Annotated in this window: 20 protein-coding genes, 2 pseudogenes, 1 CRISPR repeat array and 1 other annotated feature (1 of these 24 running past the window's edge); of the genes and pseudogenes, 21 read left to right on the top strand and 1 reads right to left on the bottom strand. The window is 46.3% G+C overall.

Annotation, left to right across the window (positions count from 1 at the left end):
• Positions 1-922: direct repeats of the CRISPR family, unit length 32 nt; unit sequence GTCGCACTCCTTGTGAGTGCGTGGATTGAAAT (it extends 4,426 nt beyond the left edge of the window).
• A 202-nt stretch (positions 923-1,124) separates the two neighbouring features.
• Positions 1,125-1,352: pseudogene (locus AVZ68_RS21060) on the bottom strand (transposase); the annotation flags it as partial.
• Positions 1,353-1,569: 217 nt separating this feature from the next.
• On the opposite strand from AVZ68_RS21060, the gene AVZ68_RS11835 reads away from it, so the two are divergent.
• From AVZ68_RS11835 to AVZ68_RS11750, 21 genes and pseudogenes are all read left to right on the top strand, one after another.
• Positions 1,570-2,325, top strand: coding sequence for a DeoR/GlpR family DNA-binding transcription regulator (locus AVZ68_RS11835; protein ID WP_059104775.1), 756 nt, complete (start codon positions 1,570-1,572; stop codon positions 2,323-2,325).
• 20 nt (positions 2,326-2,345) lie between these two features.
• On the top strand, positions 2,346-3,635 hold the full coding sequence (locus AVZ68_RS11830) for a four-carbon acid sugar kinase family protein (protein WP_059104774.1): 1,290 nt from the start codon (positions 2,346-2,348) through the stop codon (positions 3,633-3,635).
• Positions 3,636-3,646: 11 nt separating this feature from the next.
• A complete protein-coding gene (gene pdxA / locus AVZ68_RS11825) occupies positions 3,647-4,645 on the top strand; it encodes a 4-hydroxythreonine-4-phosphate dehydrogenase PdxA (protein WP_059104773.1) in 999 nt (332 codons plus the stop codon).
• 161 nt (positions 4,646-4,806) lie between these two features.
• Positions 4,807-6,174, top strand: coding sequence for a GntP family permease (locus AVZ68_RS11820; protein WP_059104772.1), 1,368 nt, complete (start codon positions 4,807-4,809; stop codon positions 6,172-6,174).
• Between the two features lie 238 nt (positions 6,175-6,412).
• Positions 6,413-6,622: pseudogene (locus AVZ68_RS19855) on the top strand (acyl-CoA dehydrogenase family protein); the annotation flags it as partial.
• Positions 6,623-6,738: 116 nt separating this feature from the next.
• Positions 6,739-6,998, top strand: a binding site (T-box leader).
• A 63-nt stretch (positions 6,999-7,061) separates the two neighbouring features.
• A complete protein-coding gene (locus tag AVZ68_RS11815) occupies positions 7,062-8,294 on the top strand; it encodes an MFS transporter (protein WP_245628121.1) in 1,233 nt (410 codons plus the stop codon).
• A gap of 315 nt (positions 8,295-8,609) precedes the next feature.
• Entirely contained in the window at positions 8,610-8,750 is a 141-nt protein-coding gene (locus AVZ68_RS19850) for a YpzI family protein (protein WP_082676546.1), read from the top strand.
• Between the two features lie 353 nt (positions 8,751-9,103).
• Positions 9,104-10,093: a LacI family DNA-binding transcriptional regulator gene (locus AVZ68_RS11810; protein ID WP_059104770.1), complete on the top strand. Its 990-nt coding sequence runs from the start codon at positions 9,104-9,106 to the stop codon at positions 10,091-10,093.
• Positions 10,086-10,979, top strand: coding sequence for a ribokinase (rbsK, locus tag AVZ68_RS11805; protein ID WP_059104769.1), 894 nt, complete (start codon positions 10,086-10,088; stop codon positions 10,977-10,979). The genes AVZ68_RS11810 and rbsK overlap by 8 nt, the downstream gene beginning before the upstream one ends.
• Positions 10,976-11,365, top strand: a complete 390-nt coding sequence (gene rbsD / locus AVZ68_RS11800) for a D-ribose pyranase (RefSeq protein ID WP_059104768.1) — start codon at positions 10,976-10,978, stop codon at positions 11,363-11,365. The genes rbsK and rbsD overlap by 4 nt, the downstream gene beginning before the upstream one ends.
• A gap of 15 nt (positions 11,366-11,380) precedes the next feature.
• On the top strand, positions 11,381-12,880 hold the full coding sequence (locus AVZ68_RS11795) for a sugar ABC transporter ATP-binding protein (RefSeq protein WP_059104767.1): 1,500 nt from the start codon (positions 11,381-11,383) through the stop codon (positions 12,878-12,880).
• The gene (locus tag AVZ68_RS11790; RefSeq protein ID WP_059104766.1) at positions 12,867-13,811 is read left to right on the top strand and encodes an ABC transporter permease subunit; all 945 of its coding nucleotides are present in this window, start codon (positions 12,867-12,869) and stop codon (positions 13,809-13,811) included. Before AVZ68_RS11795 ends, AVZ68_RS11790 begins: the two co-directional genes overlap by 14 nt.
• A 13-nt stretch (positions 13,812-13,824) precedes the next feature.
• Entirely contained in the window at positions 13,825-14,757 is a 933-nt protein-coding gene (gene rbsB / locus AVZ68_RS11785) for a ribose ABC transporter substrate-binding protein RbsB (RefSeq protein ID WP_059104765.1), read from the top strand.
• Between the two features lie 274 nt (positions 14,758-15,031).
• The gene (locus AVZ68_RS20250; RefSeq protein WP_157404643.1) at positions 15,032-15,187 is read left to right on the top strand and encodes a hypothetical protein; all 156 of its coding nucleotides are present in this window, start codon (positions 15,032-15,034) and stop codon (positions 15,185-15,187) included.
• A 32-nt stretch (positions 15,188-15,219) separates the two neighbouring features.
• Positions 15,220-15,729, top strand: coding sequence for a DUF1572 family protein (locus AVZ68_RS11780; RefSeq protein WP_059104764.1), 510 nt, complete (start codon positions 15,220-15,222; stop codon positions 15,727-15,729).
• Positions 15,730-15,794: 65 nt separating this feature from the next.
• A complete protein-coding gene (locus AVZ68_RS11775) occupies positions 15,795-16,037 on the top strand; it encodes a hypothetical protein (RefSeq protein ID WP_059104763.1) in 243 nt (80 codons plus the stop codon).
• A gap of 320 nt (positions 16,038-16,357) precedes the next feature.
• A complete protein-coding gene (locus AVZ68_RS11770) occupies positions 16,358-17,524 on the top strand; it encodes a hypothetical protein (protein ID WP_059104762.1) in 1,167 nt (388 codons plus the stop codon).
• An 18-nt stretch (positions 17,525-17,542) separates the two neighbouring features.
• The gene (locus tag AVZ68_RS11765; RefSeq protein ID WP_059104761.1) at positions 17,543-18,784 is read left to right on the top strand and encodes a metal-dependent hydrolase family protein; all 1,242 of its coding nucleotides are present in this window, start codon (positions 17,543-17,545) and stop codon (positions 18,782-18,784) included.
• Positions 18,785-18,969: 185 nt separating this feature from the next.
• Positions 18,970-19,950, top strand: coding sequence for a LacI family DNA-binding transcriptional regulator (locus AVZ68_RS11760; RefSeq protein ID WP_059104760.1), 981 nt, complete (start codon positions 18,970-18,972; stop codon positions 19,948-19,950).
• Positions 19,951-20,069: 119 nt separating this feature from the next.
• Positions 20,070-21,497 carry a sucrose-specific PTS transporter subunit IIBC gene (locus AVZ68_RS11755; protein WP_059104759.1) on the top strand — a complete coding sequence of 476 codons (1,428 nt, stop codon included), beginning with the start codon at positions 20,070-20,072 and terminating at the stop codon, positions 21,495-21,497.
• 48 nt (positions 21,498-21,545) lie between these two features.
• Entirely contained in the window at positions 21,546-23,009 is a 1,464-nt protein-coding gene (locus AVZ68_RS11750; protein WP_059104758.1) for a glycoside hydrolase family 32 protein, read from the top strand.
• Positions 23,010-23,537: the final 528 nt, after the last annotated feature.

Genomic DNA, 23,537 nt, shown 5'->3' with positions numbered 1-23,537 from the left:
AAGCTCGGCCATCTTTTCTGCGGCGTTGGTCGCACTCCTTGTGAGTGCGTGGATTGAAATTTCATACTCGGAGGGGGTAAGCTCCAAAAACCCAGTCGCACTCCTTGTGAGTGCGTGGATTGAAATACAGGACTCTCGCCTCCGATACGGTTTTGTATAGCCGTCGCACTCCTTGTGAGTGCGTGGATTGAAATCCGAGACGCTCGCCCTGGTCAAGCAGGTACATTTGGTCGCACTCCTTGTGAGTGCGTGGATTGAAATTTCGTCCCTCTGCTTGGCTTTGGCATGGTTGATCACGTCGCACTCCTTGTGAGTGCGTGGATTGAAATCTTGAGTATCGCTACTCTTGCGTGTGAGTCCTTTGGTCGCACTCCTTGTGAGTGCGTGGATTGAAATTTTATTAGATTCATCATTAACCCCTGCCGCTAGGTCGCACTCCTTGTGAGTGCGTGGATTGAAATTTCTTTTCAACAGTCAACCCATGACCTCACTGGAGTCGCACTCCTTGTGAGTGCGTGGATTGAAATCTTTGACGACAGGCTGGGAAACAAATTCTCTACGGTCGCACTCCTTGTGAGTGCGTGGATTGAAATAGAGATTAGACGTGCTAGAGCTTGATTTTGCTTCCCGTCGCACTCCTTGTGAGTGCGTGGATTGAAATTTCCATCTCGTCCACGTCGAAAAAGTGAGTAATGTCGCACTCCTTGTGAGTGCGTGGATTGAAATATAACGATAGCACTGTATTCGCGGTATGTCTCGTGTCGCACTCCTTGTGAGTGCGTGGATTGAAATGCTCGTCCATATAGGTTCGCCTCCATTTATACGGTCGCACTCCTTGTGAGTGCGTGGATTGAAATTAGTATAAGGCTATTACAATTCCATCTGCCCTGGTCGCACTTCTCGTGAGTGCGTAACTTGACATACTGCCGGATGAATTAGCCAAAAAACCACCACTTTCTCCTCGAAAGCGGTGGTTTTTTAAATCTCCACAACTCACTTAGACGACCACTTCCTAAAGTAAGTGGATTTAGCCATGAATGTCTACGACGTAAAGTCGCCTTCAAGACTGAAGTCTTCTATAAGCTCTTATGCTCAAGCATACTAAAAGGGACTGAATTTAACCCTCAATCATGAAGATATCGTGCTTTTCTTTCTTGGATTGATTGGTAATATAGTTTCGGGTCAGTTCTTCCGTCACATTTCCGACCGTAGCACAGAAGTATCTTCTCGCGCATAGGTGCTACCCCCAATAGCTTTTTCTTGAGTTCAGAAAACTCGTCTTGTAACAATCTAGACGACCTGCTCTTTAGGCATTGCATGATTTTGTTCGGTGCCAATCTTGGTGGGCACCGAGCAAATGAATGTGGTTTTTGTTCAAGTACGGACGCTTACGTTCAAAGCTAAAAGCGTGTGCCGTCTAAAGACGGTGGAGTTAGACCACGCTTCTGTAACTCAAAAATGTTAAAATGAAACAGAATCAACTTCTGTTAATGTGAATATAAAACATTTGTAGATTGACTAATCAAGAATTGTGTTGTAAATTAACAATATAGGATGTGAAAAACGAACATGAATCCTGGGAAAAGGCGCGAACAGATTCAACAAATAATTGCTTCGCAAGGAAAAGTTGAAATTGATGAATTAATGGAAACGTTAAAGGTGTCTCATATGACGGTACGTCGTGATTTGGCCCAACTAGAGGAAGAAGAGAAGCTGATCCGTACACACGGAGGGGCTGTTTTGCCAAAGACGTTAATTAAAGAAACGCCGTATGTGCGTAAGGAAACGAAGGAGCTTTTTCCGAAAAGAGCGATTGCGAAAGAAGCTGCATCGTTGATCCAACATGGGGCAACCATTCTTGTGGATTCGGGGACAACGACACTCGAAATCATTCGGCTGCTCAAGGAACGCGAAGATTTAACCATAATCACCAACGATATAAAAATAGCGAGTGAACTCGTAGAGGCGAAACCACGTTGCATTGTGACAGGAGGGGAAATTCAAGTAGATGTGGGAGCGCTTTATGGCGACCATGCTCAAGAACTATTAAGGTCCATACATGTGGATTTGTTCTTATTGGGTGCCCATGCTGTTCACCCTTATGCTGGAGTAAGCGCCCCTACGCTAGAGAAGGCAAAAATGAAGCGCCTCATGGTTCAAGCAGCGGAAATGACCTGGCTGGTATGTGATTCAAGCAAATTTGATGAAAAGTCATTTGCTCATGTGTGTCAGTTAGAAGAGTTAGAAGGCGTGATTACAGATGTTCGGTTGCCGTATGCAGAGCGAGAAAGGTACCACCCTAACATGCAAATAGCGCCTGTCTAACAGATCAGGAGGAAGAAGCGATGAAAATAGGTGTGATTGCAGATGATTTAACAGGAGGCAACGCTTCAGGAGTCAGGCTTGCGAAGCAAGGATTTCAAGTGACGACCATTGTTCACAGTGCGAATTTGCCCGCTCATGGTTCCTATGATGCGGTTATTATGGATACAGATAGTCGCTATGTAGAAAAGGAGTTTGCGAGAACAAGAGTTGCACGAGCGATGAGACAGCTAAACGAATGGGGCGCAACTGTTTTTACAAAACGGATTGACAGCACGATGAGAGGAAACATTGGAGAAGAGATTGATGAGATGCTCTCGCATATGAGGGAAGATGCGGTTTGTGTGCTGATTCCTTCGTTCCCAGACTCGGGAAGGGTGATGACGGGTGGATATTTGTTGTTGGACGGGGTGCCGTTACAAGAAACCTACGTATCCAAAGACCCTGTGGCTCCCATTACAAAATCCTATGTTCCTACTCTTATTGCTGAGCAGTCGAAACACGCTGTTGGTTACGTAGGGTTACATGCTGTGTTGGAGGGTCCAGAATCCTTTTATCAAGCATTTTTGCAGGAGCTGGAGAAAGGCAAAAAGCTGATCGTTGTCGATGCGGTGACAAATGAACAAATTGAAGATGTAGCTGAAGCGTTAACGCGGAGTGACAAGCCGATCTTATGTGCCGATTCTGGCCCTTTGACGGCGAGTTACGGGAGAGCCCTTTCTAGAAATCATATAAAAAAAGCGACCATCCTTGTTTCGGTTGGGAGCGCTACAAGTTTGACAGGCACACAGCTTGATTATCTGATAGAGAAAACTGGATCGGCTCCAGTCTATGTGAACCCAGAGCCACTCGCGAGCTATACAAAGACGTGGGAGGCTGAGGTAGAGAGAGCCACGAAGGAGGCGCTTGTAAAAGCAGAGACGGAACATGTGTTAATTGTTACGACGCACAAGCCGGGGCAAGAGCTTGTGGATTTGAAAACAAAAGCGATCACAGAGGGAAAAAGTAAAGACGCGCTTGCCAAGCGAATCACGGACGGTTTAGCAACGATCAGTCGTAAACTGTTGACGGATAATACGATCACCTTTGCTGGATGCTTTACCAGCGGTGGAGATGTAACCGCTTCTGTGTGCGCGTTAGGGAGAGCCAATGGAATTGCTTTAAAAGATGAAGTGATGCCACTTGCCGCCTATGGTCACTTTGATGGTGGATACTTTGACGGCCTACCCGTTGTAACAAAAGGTGGACTGATTGGCGATAAAAAAGCCATTTATGAATGTGTGAAATTTGTACAAACAAAAGCAACCATATAGAAGGAGAGATTATGATGAAAAAGCCAACAATTGCCGTAACAATGGGAGACCCAGCTGGAATTGGACCGGAAATCACAGTCGGTTCACTGGCAAAAAAAGAAATCTATGAAGTGTGCGCGCCCGTTGTCATTGGGAACGCCGACATTTTGGAGAAGATGCTTGTTGTAAAAGAAGCCGACTTGCAGATTAATAAAATCGAAACGGTGAGCCAAGCGACAGGGGAGTATGGAACGATCGATGTCATTCATTTTGCTGGCTTAGAGGACTATGAGCTTGGACAAGTAAGTGCTGCGTGCGGCCAAGCTGCTTTTGACTATATTCAACATGCGGTAGAGCTATGCAACACGAAACAAGTGGAAGCCATGGCAACAGCACCAATTAATAAAGAATCGTTAAAAGCTGCTAAAGTCCCATATATTGGGCACACGGAAATGCTAGCAGGACTTTCAAATACGGAAGATCCATTAACGATGTTTGAAGTGCTAAATATGCGCATCTTTTTCCTTACGCGACATCTGTCGCTGAAAGATGCAATTGGACAAATGACCAAAGAGCGTGTCCATGACTACCTGATTCGCTGTGATGCCGCACTTGCTCAACTGGGTGTGGAAAAGCGCAAATTTGCGGTAGCGGGCTTGAATCCTCATAGCGGAGAAAACGGCTTGTTCGGCTACGAAGAAATGGACGAAATTCACCCTGGCATTGAACGTGCTCAAGCCGATGGCATCGACGTGGTTGGCCCCGTACCTGCAGATTCTGTTTTCTATCAGGCGTTAAATGGGCGCTATGATGCGGTACTTTCTCTGTATCATGATCAAGGACATATTGCCGCAAAAATGACGGATTTCCATCGCACCATTTCGATTACAAACGGATTGCCATTTCTGCGTACCTCCGTAGACCACGGTACGGCCTTTGATATTGCCGGCCAAGGAATCGCTAGCTCAGTCAGCATGGAAGAATGCATCAAGCTTGCTGCCAAGTATGCGCCGCATTTTGTCAATGCGTAGAAGGGCGGGCCGCTCAGGCGGCTTTCCTCTTTTTGTCTAGCTCCAGCGGGTAGAAGCTTGGGATTTTTCAGGCCTGCTTCGAAATCCGCGTTTTTGTTCAACCCGCTTACGCTTTTCGGTCTAAATATTAAAGCGCTTTCCAAGAAAAGGAGAAGAAAACTATGGATGTATCAGGAACTCAAATGATAGCAGGGCTTGTTCTAGCAATTATTGTTTTAATTGTCCTTGTTGTAAAAACAAAGGTTCATGTATTTCTAGCATTGATCATAGCCTCCTCCATCACAGGTTTAGTTGGTGGTATGAGCCCTCCTGCTGTTGTCACAGCGATTACGGAAGGTTTCGGGAGTACGTTAGGCTCGATTGCGATCGTTATTGGTTTCGGTGTAATGATGGGTCGGATCTTGGAGGTATCGGGCGCTGCAGAAAGACTTGCTTACACCGTTGTTAAGGTGTTAGGAAAGCGAAAAGAAGAATGGGCGATGGCCATCACTGGCTATATTGTCGCCATCCCTATTTTTGTTGACTCGGCGTTTATTATTTTAAGCACGTTGGCCAAGGCGTTATCCAAGAAAACAGGAAAATCCATCGTCGCGCTTGCCATTGCTTTAGCCGGCGGTGCGGTGGTCATGCATAGTGCGGTTCCGCCCACACCGGGCCCTCTTGGTGTAGCAGGGATCTTTAATATAGACATAGGATGGATGATTTTATCGGGAATGTTGTTTGCTGTTCCCATTGTGTTTGTGATGGTTCTATATGCCAAATGGTTAGGGAAGCGAATCTATCAACTTCCTAGTGAGGATGGGCTGGATTGGATTCGTCCGGAGCAAGAAGTGAACGTGGAGGAATGGATGGAGGAAAAGGAGAGCAAGAACCTGCCTTCGTTATTTCGTTCCGCGGCACCCATTGTGGTACCGATTGTTTTAATCTTTATGAATACCACGGCTACAGCAATGGAATTAACCGGGCCTATGGTGGAATACATTCAATTTTTTGGGTCGCCCGTGATTGCGGTAGGGATTGCCGTACTCATTGCCATTTATGGATTATTCGGACACGTGAGAAGGTCTGAGGCACTAGATCGTATGGAAGAAGGAATTCAACAGGCAGGAATTATTTTACTTGTTACCGGTGCTGGAGGAGCATTAGGATATGTCTTAAGGGAGACTGGCGTGGGTGAATACATTGCCGAGGGGGTTGCAAATACAGGAATTCCAGCGATATTATTGCCATTTGTCATCGCCAGCCTTGTACGATTAATTCAAGGAAGTGGTACGGTTTCGATGATTACTGCCGCTTCGATTTCCGCTCCTATCCTTGCGGGCTTAGACGTGAATATGGTTCTAGCCGCTCAAGCAGCTGCGCTTGGTTCCTTAGTTTTCTCTTACTTTAACGATAGCTTGTTCTGGGTTGTGAACCGGACGATTGGAATCACGAAAACAAAAGAGCAAATTCTTGTATGGTCGATTCCAACAACCCTCGCGTGGGGAACATCGTTAATTCTACTGCTAATAGCGAATGCGATTGTCTGAATGATATAGATGAATGATGTGTAAGCCCTTTCTACCCTATTAGGTGTAGAGAGGGCTATTTTTAGATAAGAAGTAAATGCTGTCGTGGCCTCAAAGTTACACTTTAACGTCTTATTGATACTGAGAGATGGGTAGTTTGCTGGGGCATCTTTATGCAATATTGAATCAACTAGATTCACTGTTGAATTAATCTCTCTGTTCGTTTTCGACAACTCTTTCTGAGAACAAGCGGTAGACAGACCAAAAGAAGAAGGTTATTAAGGAAGCGGCTATCGCCAAGCTGTATGGTTCGGAGGTATATAATTGCATTGCAGACATGGCCGTGCAAATTCATGGAGGCATTGGGTACATGAGGGATTATCCGATTGAACGATATTACCGCGATGCACAGATTACGAAAATCTATGAAGGGACCTCTGAAATTCAACGAAACATTGTCGCTGCCTAGTTAAAAAACGAGTTTCAGTAGGGGTGGGCTGAAAGAGATCGAGTACTATGACCACCGCACCAAATTTAATCATTTACACTTCTTTCAGAAAGTGTTACGATAAATTCAATTTTATACCAAAGGCAATGAAAAGAAGAGTAGGCACGCGAACCATCAACAGAGACCTCCAGTAGCTGAAAAGGAGGGATGAGGACTGTGCTGAACCAAGGCTTGGAGCTGTGCCCCGGATTTATGAGTATCATAATGATGGTGCAACGGGTTCTCCCGTTATCGAGATAGAGTATCGCAGGCGATCTGTCTAGCCGTACTTGATAAGGTTTCTGCAGGAATGCAGCAGCAAACTGGGGTGGCACCGCGACATCATCTCGCCCCCAAGACAACTTTGTCTTGGGGGTGAGATTTTTTATTTGGTTTAACAAATTCAAATAAAAAAGGAGAAGTGTTGATCTTGAGGTGGAAATATCCAGTATTGCTTTTAGGAGGAATAGGCATTTCAAATGTTGGGGCATGGGTGTATTTGATTGCCCTGAATCTAATTGTCTTAAATGAAACAGGTTCACCGCTTGCAGTTGCTCTGCTTTATATACTAGGACCCGTCGCAACGATCTGTTCAAACGCATGGGCAGGGAGCTTGGTTGACCGATTGAATACGCGGCGGCTTATGATGGGATTAGACATTTTTCGGGCGGTGTGTATTGCGCTGATCCCATTTCTGCCTTCCCTAATTTATATGTATATAGGGGCATTTGTCATAAATATGGCGAACGCGGTCTTTCAGCCTTCTTCAATGGTTTATATGACAAAGCTTATCCCGAAAAAAGACCGTCAACGTTTTAATGCCTTGCGCAGTTTTATTAACTCCTGTGGTTCGCTCATTGGCCCTTCCATTGCAGGAGTCCTATTTTGGCTGGGTACGCCTTACACCGCGATTCACATGAACGCAGTGGCGCTTCTTCTATCTGCATTCATTATTCTGCTTTTACCCAATGTTGATCAAACAAAAGAAGAAGCAGAAAAGCAGCGGTTTACTTGGAAAATGATTAGAAGCGATTTTCGTGTGGTGCTTCGTTTTTGCAAAGGAGCTCCTTATGTGGCAAAGATCTATTTGTTGTTTTGCGGTACGACCGTGTTCATGACGGCAATCGATTCCCTGGAAGCAGCGTTTGCAAAGGGCGTGCTGTTATTATCGGATACGAGGTACGGGTTTTTGTTGAGTGTTTTTGGAGCAGGCATAATCATTGGTTCAATGATTAATTCCCTCTTTGCGAAACAGCTTGCCGTGAATCGCTTAATTGGGTTTGGGACAACGGCTACTGCGGTAGGATATCTAGTTTTTTATGGGTCACACCATTTTCATGTTGCTGCGGCAGGCGTATTTTTAATTGGGTTTGCTGTAACATTTGCCAATACAGGGTATGTAACATTTTACCAAAATCATGTGCCCGTTAAAGTCATGGGTCGATTTGGCAGCATCTTGGGCATTATTGAAGCAGTGTTTATTGTGGCATTGACTGCTTTGGTTGGTTTAGCAGCGGAGTTCGCAACCATTCGCCCGGTTGGATTACTAAGTTCAGGAGGTTTCTTTCTGCTGGGTTTCGTTGCAGTTAAGGCTGTGATGGGAAGTAGACGGGGAAAGTATTTTAGTGAAAATGTAGTGACAAACGCTTCGTGAAAGAAGAGTCCTGGTTTTAAAGGCTAGGGCTCTTCTTTATTTTAAACAGGAGATTCACAGTTGAATCACCGTTCCCCGTACATATAATTGTTGACATTGTTGTATCCTATATCGTTTCCATTCAAATCTATAAGCGAAAAGAGTTTTAAAGGAGAGGAGATTCACCAAGTGTGTGGAGCGGGGGGGGGGATGCAAGCAAACTCCAAGAAAAAAAGCAGATCCGGTCAAGAGCAATGATCTTAACATAGACAAATGCTTTAGATGATGAATAACCCTTTTTAAAAAGACTCATTTTAAGGTGAGGAGGTGCTGAAAATGGGAAGAGACCGTCAAGAAAAAAAACTAAAAGAAAGTGGTCGTGTGGAATCAGACCGAGATGTTGGTCTGCGCTATAAAGGTGCAACAAAAATGTCAAGCCCCGAAGAAGCCAGAGAATTAAACGACGGGAAAAAGTAAAATGGAAAAGCGATCATCCTAAAAAGGCGATCGCTTTTTTCGGTTTCAATGGTCGACAATTTTCCAAGAGCCGCTTTGCGCCACTTTATTTGTAGTCTCACCTGTGAAAAGCCATTTTCGTATCACCTGAGTGCAAACGAAAAAGGCTTGTTCAACGGTCACCTTCCCCTCTAAGAAATGGTGTCCCACTTTTCTTGGAGGGTTTTTCTCATGAACAAAAAGGCATGCTTTACCACTGATTCGGAGAGTTTTAGGGAGAGGCCGTTTCTTTATGGCTTAATTAACCATTGACAGGATTAACATCTCGTTTTATAGTATCTGTAACCGGTTACAGATAATGAGGGCGAGATAGAATGACGACAATTAAAGACGTGGCAAAACACGCGAAAGTCTCAGTGGCTACGGTCTCGCGTGTATTAAACCAAAAAGGATATGTAAGCAAAGAGGCTAAACAAGCTGTAGAATCGGCGATCAAAGTCCTTAACTACAAACCAAATGCCGTAGCGCGAACGCTTTATCATAAAACATCGGGAATGATTGGGTTAATGATTCCGGACATTTCGAACCCGTTTTTCCCCGAGCTGGCGCGTGCCATTGAAGATGCAGCACTGAAAGAAGGGTATACAGTTGTCTTATGTAACACAGATGACCAGGTAAAAAAGGAACAACATTATCTGCATGCCCTTCAGCAAAAGTACGTTGACGGAGTTATTTTGGCAACTGGGACAGATTCCTATGACCATTACCTTGCTTTAAATCTTCCAGTCGTTGGCCTAGACCGTTTTGTCAGCAACAAAATACCGACTGTTGTTTCAGATAATAAGAAAGGGGCAATCGCTGCAACCGAGCATTTAGTCGAAAAAGGGTGCCAATTCATTACGCATTTGCGTGGGCCAAAAGGGCTTGCGCCGGCGGATGAACGCTACCAAGGGTTCAAAGAGGTTGTTGAAACGCATGGAGTAGCCCATATTATTGTAGAAGCTGATTTTCAAATAGAGCGGGCGGAAGCTGTAACCCGTGGTCTCCTTCAAAAGCACCCGACAATCGACGGCATTTTTACAAGCAGTGATGTAACAGCCGCAGGAGCAATGAAAGCAGCACATACATGCAAACGGGTAATTCCAGATGATTTGCAAATCGTTGGTTTTGACGGTATCCCTTTTGGAAACATGCTCGTCCCTTCATTAACGACCGTGCAACAGCCCATTTATGAGATGGGGGAGCGAGCTACGCAACTGCTGATTCAACTAATAGAAAAAAAGACGATGGATTCCTATTGGCATGAATTGCCTACAACATTGATTCAACGCCAAACAACAAGAGGGGGCGGTGGACATGAATAAACCAAAAGTAACCGTGGTAGGCAGTATTAATATGGATATGGTGACAACTACTGACGTGGCACCGAAGCAAGGAGAAACCGTATTGGGAACCACGTTTGCGATAGCACCCGGCGGAAAAGGCGCCAATCAAGCCGTAGCAGCAGCACGGCTTGGAGCGGAAGTGCGGATGGTTGGCTGTGTTGGAGATGATGCATTTGGTTCGTTATTGCTACAGGGGCTTCAAGAGAAAGGCATTGCCATTGATCGTGTGGAACGCGTTACACATTGTAGTTCTGGAGTAGCTACCATTGTCCTATCAAATGGAGACAATCGCATTATTATAACGCCTGGAGCCAATAAGCATGTAAATGAATCCTTTGTGGCGAACTGTGAACAAACGATTGCGGAGAGCGACATTGTACTCGTCCAGCTCGAGATTCCGCTGGAAGCGGTGAAGCTTGCCATTGCGCTTTGCGCAAAGCATCAGGTGCCTGTTATTTTAAATCCCGCTCCAGCGCAAACTCTGCCGGAGGAAACACTGCAGCAATGCACGTACATTACTCCTAACGAAACGGAACAAGCTGAATTGTTTGCTGGCGGTGAGGATGTATTAAAGGACAAACTGATTGTGACCAAAGGTGTGCAAGGCGTGATTTGGAGCGAAGGCGGGCGTGACCAACTCGCTCGTGGCTATCAAGTCGATCCTGTTGATACGACCGGTGCAGGCGACACCTTTAACGGAGCTCTAGCAGTAGCCCTTGCTGAGGGGCGTTCTCTAGCCGAGGCCGTTTCTTATGCAAATGCTGCTGCCGCTCTTTCTGTGCAGGCTTTTGGGGCACAGGGTGGAATGCCGACAGAAGCAGAGGTTTTTCGTTTTCTACAAATGGTTGAGGGGGGAGTCAAATGAAAAAGAGCGGGATACTGAATCGCGATATCTCCAGGGTGTTAGCAACGCTCGGTCATACGGACCACATTGTCATTGCGGACTGTGGATTGCCTATTCCTGCTGGAATCGAGTGCATTGATGTGTCCATAAAACTTGGGACGCCAAGTTTTATGGATGTCCTGGCTGAGGTGATGCTGGATATGGAGGTGGAGGCGTGTATTGCTGCGACAGAGGTGGAGGGCGCTAATCCGCTGGTTCATCAAATACTGGAGAGGCAGCACATGCCAGTCTATTATTTGCCTCACGTTGAATTGAAAGCGGAAACAAAAAAAGCGAAGGCGTTTATTCGTACAGGGGAGGGCACACCTTTTGCCAATGTGATTTTGCGGGCAGGCGTAATCTTTTAAGAAGGAGGACTGGCAATGATTGTTGAGATGAATGGCATCAGTAAGGCATTTGGTGGCAACCGTGTACTCGAAGAGGTCTGCTTTACACTTGGAAAAGGCGAAATCCATGCACTGATGGGTGAAAATGGTGCTGGAAAATCGACGATGATGAAAATCTTAACAGGCATTTACGAACGCGATGAAGGAACCGTGCATGTAAAAGGACGGGAAGTGATTTATAAGCACCCGAAGGAAGCAGAGAAAGATGGCATTTCGGTTATTCACCAAGAGCTTAATATATTGCCAGAGCTGACAGTTGCAGAGAACTTGTTTCTTGGCAATGAGCAGACAGTTGGAAAAACAGGCTGGCTAAAAACAAAGGAAATGAACCACTTTGCCGAACAAAAGCTAGCTGAGCTAGGACTGGAGGTGAAGGCCTCGGAACGAGCAGGGAATCTCTCTGTTGGCAAGCAGCAATTAATCGAAATTGCAAAAGCGCTAATGACAAATGCAGAGGTTATCATCATGGATGAGCCAACGGCGGCCTTAACCGACCGAGAAATTGACACCCTTTTTGCAGCTGTGCGTGTGTTGCAGAAAAGAGGCGTTACCTTTGTCTATATTTCCCACCGTATGGAAGAAATCTTTTCGCTTTGCCATCGCATCACCGTACTTCGTGACGGACAGTATATTGGAACAAAAGATATTTCAGAGACAAGCTTTGATGACATCGTGAAAATGATGGTGGGACGGGAATTAGGTGGGCGTTTCCCGGAATATGATTTGGATCCAGGCGCCGTGAAACTGTCCATACAAGAACTATCCAGAAAGGGTGAATTTAAAAACATTTCTTTTGAGGTGCGTTCAGGTGAGATTTTGGGGATCGCTGGCTTAATGGGCGCGGGACGATCTGAAGTTGTGGAAACAATTTTTGGTTACCGGCGTCCGGAAGGCGGGACCATTCAAATCGATGGCAAGCTTGTTACCTTTAGGCGCCCGTCTGATGCCATACAAAGAGGCATTGGCTTTATATCCGAAGACCGCAAGTCAAAAGGATTGGTTGAGGACTTCTCTGTGAGCGATAACATTAGTTTGACGAATTTAAAGACAGTTTCTTCAAAAGGATGGCTGTCAACATCAAAGGAGAAACAACTGTATAAGGAGCTCGTTGAAAAACTTGGCGTTCGCGCCTCTGGGCCGCATCAAACAGCAAAATCACTTAGCGGGGGAAACCAACAAAAGGTCGTCATTGCAAAATGGCTAGGCATACGCCCTAATGTGCTAATTCTCGATGAACCGACACGAGGGGTCGATGTTGGCGCAAAAAAAGAAATCTATACCATTATGAACGAACTTGCCAAAGAAGGAGTTGCCATCATTATGGTCTCTTCCGATTTGCCGGAAATAATCGGCCTAAGCACCCGCGTTGCCGTTATGTTTGAAGGCAAACTGATGAACGTGCTTGAGCGTAGCGAGCTCTCAGAAGAAACGATCATGCACTACGCCACTGGAGGAGAAAAACATGTTCGCAAGTAAAAAGGCAAAGGCGTTGTTGGCAACGTTCGGCCCCTTTATTGGACTGATTGCCATTGTTGTGATTATTAGTATTTTAAATCCGAGCTTTTTATCATTACCTAACTTATTAAACGTCCTCCGTCAAGTTTCAATCAACGCGTTAATTGCTTTTGGAATGACGTTTGTTATTCTTACAGGCGGGATTGATTTGTCTGTAGGTGCGATCCTTGCCCTTTCAGGTGCAGTCACCGCAACGCTTTTATCTGCTGGGGTTGATCCGGTTCTCGCTATTTTAGTCGGTTTACTTGTCGGTGCGATTCTAGGTGCCATTAACGGCTTTATTATTGCAAAAGGAAAAGTTGCACCTTTTATTGCGACGTTGGCAACGATGACCATCTACCGCGGTGCGACATTAATGTTCACCGATGGACGGCCGGTTTCAGGACTAGGCGATTCGACACTTTTCGAAATGATAGGTGGAGGTTATTTCTTTGGTGTGCCAATGCCAGCCATTACGATGATGGTTAGTTTTGCTATTCTCTATTTTATCTTAAAGAAAACAACGTTTGGGCGGCGCGTCTATGCAGTAGGCGGCAATGAGGAAGCGTCAATCTTATCTGGAATTAAAGTCGACCGCATCAAAATTTATGTGTACTCTCTGACGGGTTTCTTGGCAGCGGTTGCAGGTATTATTTTGACTTCACGCTTAAACTCAGCCCAACCGACGGCTGGTACGATGTACGAGCTTGATGCGATTGCTGCTGTTGTACTTGGTGGAACAAGCTTAACTGGAGGAAGGGGATGGATTGTCGGCACACTCATTGGTGCCTTGATTATAGGCGTCTTGAATAATGGCCTCAATCTGCTGGGAGTGAGTTCGTTTTTCCAGCAAGTTGTTAAAGGAAGTGTCATTTTGCTAGCGGTCTTGATTGATCGCAGAAAAACAGCGTAAAGGGGAGAGTAATATGAAAAAAACATGGTTGTCAGCAGTATTTGTAGGGGTTGTAGCATTAATGGTCGCTTGTTCAACGGAATCTCCCGTTGATGTGGAGGAGGACATTTCTGAGGGAGGAAACACTGATGGGGAGTTTACAGTTGGTTTCTCCATTTCAACATTAAATAATCCTTTCTTTGTGACATTGGAAGAAGGAGCTGAAGCCAAAGCGAATGAACTGGGTCTTGAACTCATCACAGTGGATGCGCAAGATGACAGTGCCAAGCAAATCAATGATGTGGAAGACTTGATTCAACGGGATGTGGATTTAATTCTCGTAAACCCAACTGATTCAGAAGCAGTGGCTGCAGCCATCGAATTAGCAAATGCGGCAGACATCCCAGTCATTACAGTAGACCGGGGCAGTGACAGCGGCGAAACGGTTTCCCATATTGCCTCGGATAATGTATCTGGCGGTGAAATGGCAGGTGAACTCTTAGTCGAACTGACTGGCGAGGATGCTGAAGTGGCAGAACTTGAAGGCATTCCAGGTTCATCCGCGGCACGTGAACGCGGGGAAGGCTTTAACAAAATTGCTGGCGATACATTAGACGTTGTTACAAAGCAAACGGCAAACTTTGACCGCGCTGAAGGACTGACGGTTATGGAAAACATCTTGCAAAGCAATCCAGACATTGAAGGCGTATTTGCCCACAATGATGAGATGGCGCTTGGCGCGTTAGAAGCCATTTCTGCTTCAGACAATGAGGACATTGTGGTAGTAGGCTTCGACGCTACCGAGGATGCCGTGGCAGCAGTGGAAGATGGGCGCATGGCGGGAACAGTTGCCCAACAACCAACGCTCATTGGAGAAGAGGCGCTCGAAACTGCAAATGATGTACTAAACGGCGAAGAAGTCGAAGAGTTTATTCCAGTTGAGCTTGAGATCATTACGAACAATTAATCAAACATAGAACCATCCGCTTAATATTTTAAAGCGGGTGGTTCTTTTATCAGTAGCCGACCGAGTAAATAACCTATCGTGGCGGTTCGTTTTAGAAGAGGCGAAAGAGCGCCACCATGCGCATGTGGATGGTTAGGCCTCCGAAGTGAATATGAGAGAAACACTAGCAACCACTAGTGTGCATTTCCACATAGGTCCTCATATTCGTCCCTCTTTTTTAGTTTCACTACTTTGACTCTTATCATAATTAGTATAAAATGAAGGAAGACAGGCGTTGCAAACATTGCTTGCCTTGTATAACGTCAATGATCATAAGAAAGCGGTGCAACTCTTGTTCCGTGCATTAATGGAGTCTTCTTCAGACGAATGGATTCACTCCTACCGAAGGGCAATTACGTTTTACATTGACCATATTGATGAGGTGTGGTAGGCATTGAGTGCAAAACAAAGGAAGGAGGCGTCATGGTCAACGATACAGATCTAGCACACGAATACATAAGGGTTGTGAGATGGCGGTTTGAAGAAATGAAGGCCACTGCCGAGAAAGCCTTTGCACAAGTAGAGGACCAGAAGCTCTTTTGGTATCCGAATCATGAGTCCAATAGTATGGCAGTGATTGTCCAACACATGAGCGGAAATATGATGTCTCGTTGGACGGATGTCTTAACGACAGATGGGGAGAAACCGAATCGAAACCGGGATGAGGAGTTTGAACTTACCATTGAAACACGGGAAGAGCTGTATGCTGCTTGGAATAAAGGCTGGACTCGATTATTTCATGCACTGGATGAAGTTGAAACTAAACACCTCTTGCAAAAGGTATGGATAAGGAAAGAGCCACATTCATTGATGGAAGCAATCGAAAGACAGATGTATCATTATTCGTATCACATAGGCCAAATTGTATACATTGCGAAGCAAGTATTGGCGGATGATTGGGCAAGCCTGACCATTCCTAGAAGTTCTAAATGATAGGTAGAAGCGCTTGTGTTTGCTTCATTAAATAAAACGTAGAGCGTTGAAGAGGGGGCTTGTGTTTGCTTTTGAATGAAGGGGGTAAACAGGGTTTGCCGAGGCAGCTCTGTTTCGGTTTTTATGAAGAGAGGAAAAGGGGGCTGAAAGAATATGGGTTTTTTTTATTGTTTTTAGCTATGTGGGCCGGGTGCTTTGCCGTTTCAAGGGTCCTCAGTTTTTACTCAGGTACACATTGGAAAGATGAAATGATAATTACTTTGGCTCAGGCGGTGATTATATCAGCTTTTTTGCTTTTTATACTTTGAAATTACCGTCGAAAAAGTTACGATTAAATAATTCGAGGAGGGATCGTATCGGGAAATGGATAGAAGAAAGCGCGACCTTGTGGAAAATTTTTGATATGCAGGAGCTGCAGCTCGCGTTTAAAGCGTGGAATATTTAGAAAAAAACGCGACTAGCCACAGCTACTAATTCCTACGTCATAATTTTGTTGAAAAGCACTATATGCTCGTGGTTGGAATTGGTCTATAGTTTTATCGATGGATTCGTTCAGACTAATTTGGTAAATCAGGCGGGTGTGCATCCACCTTTCTTAGATGAACCATGTGGGAAAGGGGATAGAAGAATGGAACCAATATATCTTGCGTTACTCTTTATTGGCATTATTGCCCTAGGGGAAGTGCTTTCGATTACGTCGAGAGCGAGAATTCCAACATTGCTTGTTGTTGTGGCCACCGTGTTTGTTCTTTTGCAAAGTGGTATTCTGCCGGAATCCTACATTGAGGCTTCAACATTTGTGGCGGTCGGTGGGGTGCTTGTCCCCGTCCTCATTGTCCATTTAGGGACGATGATTCCATTTTCGACGATGGTGAAGCAGTATCAGGCGGTAGTGATTACACTTATGGGACTGGCATTCTCTGTAGGGGCGGTGCTCTTGATTGTCAGCCTCTTGTTTAATTATGAGACAGCCGTTGCTGGAGCAGGCCCAATCACTGGAGGAATTATCGCATACATCGTTACGGCCGATGGTTTGCGGGAAGCAGGAATGACGGCCATTCTCGCTGTGCCGGTGGTTGTCTTTACGGTTCAGAATTTCTTTGGAATGCCGTTAACGTCTTTTTTCCTTGCTCGTTATGCGAAAACCATTCGAGAGGACACGAGCGCTGTTCAAGGACAAGCAGATGATCCAGACGCCATCATGTCGGACCATCAGAAAAAGAGGTTCATTTTGCCGGAGTCCTTTATGCAGAGCAATTTTATTTTAATCTTTCTCTTATTTTGTGGCGGGGCGCTTGCCGTGTGGTTCGACGGACGAACTGGAGTCAATGCGAGCCTGTGGGCACTAGCCATTGGCGTTGCTGGGGCAGCCGTCCGCATTTATCCGGAGAAAACAATAGAGAAAGCCAATAGTTCCGGTATCACGATGGTGGCCCTTATTTTTGTTGTGATCCATTCATTAGTTGGAGTAACGTGGGACCAGGTGGTTGCAGCGATTGTTCCAGTCATTGTGATTATTGTAGTCGGCATCGCAGGGTTGATACTCGGTGCCTTGATTGGGGCAAAAGTATTTAAATGGAATGTGGAGAAAGCCATTCCCGTTGTGCTGACCGCGCTGTATGGTTTTCCAGGCGACTATCTAATCGTAGAAGAAATCAGCCGCAGTGTGGGCCGGAACGAAGCCGAACAAAAACGGATGATGGATGAGCTCGTCGCCCCGATGCTGATTGGTGGATTTACATCTGTCACGGTTGGTTCGGTAGCCGTTGCCAGTCTTTTAATTGGAACACTATAGAAAAGGGGAGCATGCACAATGGGTTATACCGTTATAAAAGATGTTACGCTGATTAACGGCACAGGAGAGGCGCCTTTAGAAGACGCGGTGATTTTAGTGAATGGTAAAAAAATCGAGAAAGTAGGGGCGGCTCCGGAAGTACCTTTTCCTGAGGGGGCCACAGTGATTGACGGGAAGGGTAAATATGCCTTACCTGGTTTGATCGATACGCACGTGCATATGGCGATGCAGATCAAAAATGTCCAGGATACGCTCTTAACGCCGTTCTCGTACCGCTTTTACGAAAGTGCCAAGTATTTAAAAACCACGCTGCAAACCGGAATCACCTCGGTTCGAGATGCTGGTTTTGCTGATCTTGGCATAAAAAAAGCAGTTGAGGACGGGCTGATTGAGGGGCCACGCATGCAAGTGAGCATTAACCCGCTGACAATTACAGGTGGCCACGGCGACAACTGGAACGTTTCCGGCATCGATACGACGTCTCCGGTTCATCCCGGGTTGCCCGATGGAATTTGCGATGGGAAAGAAGAAGTCCGCAAAACGGTTCGGAAGATGCTGCGTGCTGGGGCGGAAGTCATAAAAGTCCACGCCACAGGCGGCGTTTCCAGTCCGACAGACCATCCAGAATTCACGCAGTTTTCGCAGGAAGAGCTCGAAGTGATGGTGGAAGAAGCGACTTTCCGCAAAGGAATTAAAGTGATGGCCCATGCTCAGGGAGCAGAAGGCATTAAAAACGCGATTCGCGCAGGCATTTACTCAATTGAACACGGCATTTACATTGACGATGAAGCGCTTGAATTAATGCTTAAGCACGGGACTTTCCTTGTACCAACCTTATTGGCACCGCTGTCTGTACTGGAGGCCGCTGAGACGTCCAACACGATGGCTCCATATGCGATCGCGAAATCAAAAGAAGTCATGGAAGCCCATAAGGCCAGCATTGCAAAGGCTTATCAGGCAGGCGTCAACATTGCGATGGGAACAGACGCTGGTGTCTTCCCACATGGGATCAATCTGCGTGAACTCGGCCTGCTTTGCGACATTGGCATGAGCGCGATGGAAGCCATTGTCGCCTCCACAAAAACCGCGGCTGAATGCCTGGGTTGGGAAGAACAAGTCGGAACGCTTGAAGATGGCAAACTGGCAGATCTGATTTTAACGGACGTGAACCCGTTGGATAATGTGCGTGTTCTGGAAAACAGCGACCGCATTATCTATGTTATGAAAGATGGGGTCGTGTATAAAGACATGGGTCGCTAGAAAAGCAATAGGGGAAGAAGCTGGGCGGAGAGAGAGGCCCAGCTTCTTTGGTTATTGTGGATAGGAGGGCCAAAAATTAACGAGTATGAAAAAAGCTCAACGCTGGAAAGCGAATTCGGCCATGCGCCAACCCATCATCCTTGCTATAATTAGAATGATAAATTGGAATGAGTGGAGTTGGACAGATGGCAACGATTGCAGATATTGCGAGACTGGCGAGTGTCGCCAAAAGTACGGTGTCGCGTTACTTGAACGGCGGCTCCGTTGGGAAGGACACCGCCCGGAAAATTGAGCGCGTCATTCAAGAAACAGGGTATGCACCCAACAAATTTGCGCAAAGCTTAAAGGCCAAACGAACGGCGATGATCGGCACGGTGATTCCGCGTCTTGATTCGTTTGCCACTACGCAAACCTTGATCGGGATTGACCAGCAATTGCGTGAATTAGATTATCAGCTCTTTGTATCGAATACGAGTCAGGATGTAGAGCGAGAGCTTGAAAATATCCACGTACTAGCCAAGCAGAAAGTCGACGGAATTATCCTGATTGCTACGGTGGTGACTGAGAAGCATGTGGACGTTTTAAATGACATTCAAGTTCCCGTTCTGCTTGTCGGCCAGGAGCATACGCAGTTTCATAGTTTCACTCATGATGACTATCATGCGGCCTATGACATGGGCAAGTATGTGTGCCGCATGGGGCATACAAGAATCGCGTATTTAGGCGTGACAGAAGACGATATTGCGGTAGGTGTGATGCGAAAAAAAGGGTTCAAGCAGGCCTTGTCTGAAGTCGAGGGGGTCGAGGCCCGCTATTTTGAGACCAGTTTCAAAAGCCTTGAGGCGGTCCCGGTTACGATGGATATTTTGGAAAGCTACCAGCCAAGCATCTTCGTCTGTGCCACGGATAATATTGCGCTTGGGGTGTTAAAAGCCTCGCATAAGAAGGGGCTGCGCGTGCCTAAAGATGTATCCATTACAGGGTTTGGCGGGTATGAAGTGACGGACCTCATCCACCCGGGGATTACAACGGCCAAGTTTTTTTACCGAGAAGCCGGAGAGATGGCTGCAAAGCAAATGGTAAACTTGGTGAACGGGCAAGAGGTGCCGAGGAGGATGCGCTCAGCGTATGAACTCATCGAAAAAGAAAGCGTTGACAAGCGTTGAAATCCATTCTATACTCAAATGGAACCGGTTCCTTGTATTGAAGTAACGAATCGGTTCTAGAACAAATTTTTAGCCTTTATTGGAACCGGTTCCGACAAAGTGGAGAGGATGGAGTCAAAGTGGATCATCAAAAAGTGGCCCAAGACGTGCTGGAGGCGCTCGGAGGCAAAGATAATATATCGGCCGCTGCCCATTGTGCTACTCGTCTGAGGCTTGTTCTGCATGACGAAGAAAAAGTTGATCAGAAAGCACTAGAAGAAATGGAAGCGGTAAAGGGAACGTTTTCGACCGGCGGACAATTTCAAATTATCTTTGGCGCTGGGATCGTTAACCGGGTGTACCAGCAGTTCACGAAATTAACAGGACAGGAAGAAATGTCGACGAGCGATGTGAAGCAGGAAAGCGCGAAAAAAATGAATCCGCTTCAGCGCTTTGTGAAAATGCTTTCCGATATTTTTGTGCCGATTATTCCTGCTATTGTTGCAGGTGGCTTATTAATGGGACTTAACAATATATTAACCGCGGAAGATCTCTTTCTGGATGGGCAGTCGCTTATTGATGCGTATCCGAATATGAGCGGTTTGGCTGCGTTAATCAATACGTTTGCGAACGCAGCCTTTGTATTCCTCCCGATTTTAATCGGGTTTTCCGCAACGAAGCGCTTTGGTGGAAACCCTTACTTAGGGGCTACGCTCGGGATGTTGATGGTTCATCCTGATTTGCTCAATGGATACGACTATGCTGAAGCCCTTCTTGCAGGAGAAGTGCCGGCATGGAACATTTTCGGTTTTGAGATTGAGAGTGTTGGCTACCAGGGAACGGTACTTCCTGTGCTGGTCTCATCGTTCATCCTTGCGAATGTTGAAAGCTTTATTCGCAAGAGAGTCCCGTCCTTTTTGGATAATCTCGTGACTCCTTTATTTACGATTTTTATTACAGGCGTTTTAACATTTATTTTGGTAAGCCCATTGACACGCACGGCAGGGGACGGACTTACCGCCGGACTAGTATGGCTCTATGATACGGCCGGCTTTATTGGGAGCGGATTGTTTGGGCTTCTGTATGCTCCGATTGTAATCACTGGCATGCACCATAGCTTCATTGCCGTGGAGACGCAGTTGCTTGCCAATATCGCTCAAACAGGTGGTTCCTTTATTTTTCCAATTGCGGCTATGTCGAATATGGCCCAAGGGGGCGCGACATTAGCGGTGCTATTAATCACAAAGAATGAAAAGATGAAAGGCGTGGCTTCAGCAGCTGGCGTTTCAGCCCTGCTTGGCATTACCGAACCCGCGATGTTCGGCGTCAATTTAAAGCTCCGCTACCCATTTTTGGCGGCCATAATCGGTTCTGGAATCGGTTCAATCTTCATTGGACTGTTCCATGTTCAATCAATTGCCCTAGGAGCAGCGGGTATTCCAGGGATTATTTCTATTCGTCCGGACTCCATGATTTCCTACGTCATTTGTATGGCGATCAGTTTTGCAGCGGCCTTCTTATTGACGATCCTGCTAGCGAAAAGACAAGCAAAAAAAGAACAGTCCTAAGGGGAGGGGGGAGGGCCCTCCCCTTGCTTAAAGTAAGGAGAGAACCACATGTGGAGCAGAAAAGAGCGCTATCGTCGCTTAGAAGATGCAACAGAAGAAGAAATGGCAGCATTAGCAAAAAAAGTACAAACGAGCCCGTGGCGGCAGGCGTTTCATATTCAGCCGCCGACCGGTTTGCTCAATGATCCAAATGGCCTTGCGTATTATAACGGGGAGTACCACGTGTTTTACCAGTGGTTCCCCTTAGGCCCGGTACACGGCTTGAAGTACTGGCAACATGTGAAATCAACGGATTTGATTCAGTGGGAGGAAGCAGGACCAGCTCTTGCGCCTACACATGACCATGACAGTCACGGAGTGTATTCTGGGAGTGCCATTGAAAAGGACGGCCAGCTCGTTCTCATGTATACCGGAAATAAACGCGACCAAGCGTGGACGCGCTACCCTTCTCAATGCATTGCTGTGATGGACGAAGAAGGGACAGTTATCAAACGAGACACCCCAGTCATTCCAGGGCCACCGCCTGGCTATACGGACCATTTTCGAGACCCGAAAGTATGGAAGGAGGACGGCCTTTATTATGCCGTGATTGGCGCCCAGCGCGAGGATCAAACGGGAACGGTGTTGCTTTATAAAAGCAAGGATCTCTTGGAGTGGGAACTGGTCGGAGACATTGCGACCAGCTATCCGTCCTTTGGGTTTATGTGGGAATGCCCGGATTACTTCGAGGAAGGTGGGCGCGGCGTTTTAGTCTTTTCTCCACAAGGCCTGAGTGCAAAGAGTGATGCGTATTGCAACATTTATCAATCCGGCTATGTTATTGGCGAGCGCCTGAATAAGAAGGAGGCAAAGCTTAAGCACGGTCCGTTTCAGGAGCTTGATCGGGGCTTTGATTTTTATGCTCCGCAAACAATGATGGACGGGGACGGGCGCAGGCTGTTGATCGGCTGGATGGGGCTGCCCGAAATCGCGTACCCGACCGACGGCTTCGGCTGGGCTCATTGTTTAACGATTCCGCGCGAAGTGAAGGTGCGAGGAGAGAAGCTCATTCAACAGCCGGCAAGGGAACTCGAACAGCTGAGAAGAAATTACGTACAGATGCAAGGGAACGTGGAGGGACAAACGAAGTTCGAACCTCTGCACGGGACAGTCTTTGAAATGATCGTACGCATCGAATCCTTGAGTGCGGCGGTGTTTAGCGTAGCACTTCGGGCCAATGAAAGAGAAAAAACGATGCTCATCTATGAGGCGCACACCAAGAAGCTGACGCTCGACCGTAGCACTTCGGGCGAAGCGTTTGCCGAGGAATATGGGACAAAGCGATCGTGTATCATTGGCGACCTGAACGAGCTGCGTGTTTTTGTGGACCATTCATCCATTGAGGTTTTCGTAAATGGAGGCGAAGAAGTTTTCACTGCTCGAATTTTTCCTGATACAGATGGCGATCATATTTATTTTGATACGCAAGGTGGAAGCGCCGACCTTACGATTCACAAATGGGATCTGTCTTAAATGTGACAAGCGTTCCTGCGAAAGCAGGAGCGCTTGTTGGTATAGGGGCAAAGAGGTCGCATTTGAATACAAGGGGGTACTCCGAGATACGTGTAAATTAGGACATAGGATGGGATTTATTTACACAAATACTTTAGCTAAGGCTTGATGGCTTCACCCTTATTCAATCCTCGCTTGATATTTATAGAGGAAACGAGCAATGATAGGTCTATGATCAATGGTCGAATGATTGTTGGGTTCGCGACGACTTCGTTGGTTTTCTTTAATTGGCGGAACCGGAATGATATCTTAATCATTGAGGATTGATTCCCTTTCAATAATTGTTGATGACAAGCGTTAAACCACTCATTTAAATTGCTTTGGTCTCGTTTGCACGCACGCTAAAAAGGACTCCGAGTTTTCCGAAGCCCTCAAGTCAGGAGTACACGTTTAGTCTATGCAAATCATAAAAGAAAAAGAACTCCAAGGATTTATAGGCCAATCCTTCGTTCTAAGACAAAAAATGATTGGGTACTAGCATCGCTAGCA

The sequence above is a fragment of the Shouchella shacheensis genome (genome assembly GCF_001484965.1).
GTDB classification, from domain to species: domain Bacteria; phylum Bacillota; class Bacilli; order Bacillales; family Bacillaceae_D; genus Shouchella; species Shouchella shacheensis.
The sequence above is the reverse complement of the archived record's forward strand: the minus strand, read 5'-3'. Positions and strand labels throughout refer to the sequence as shown.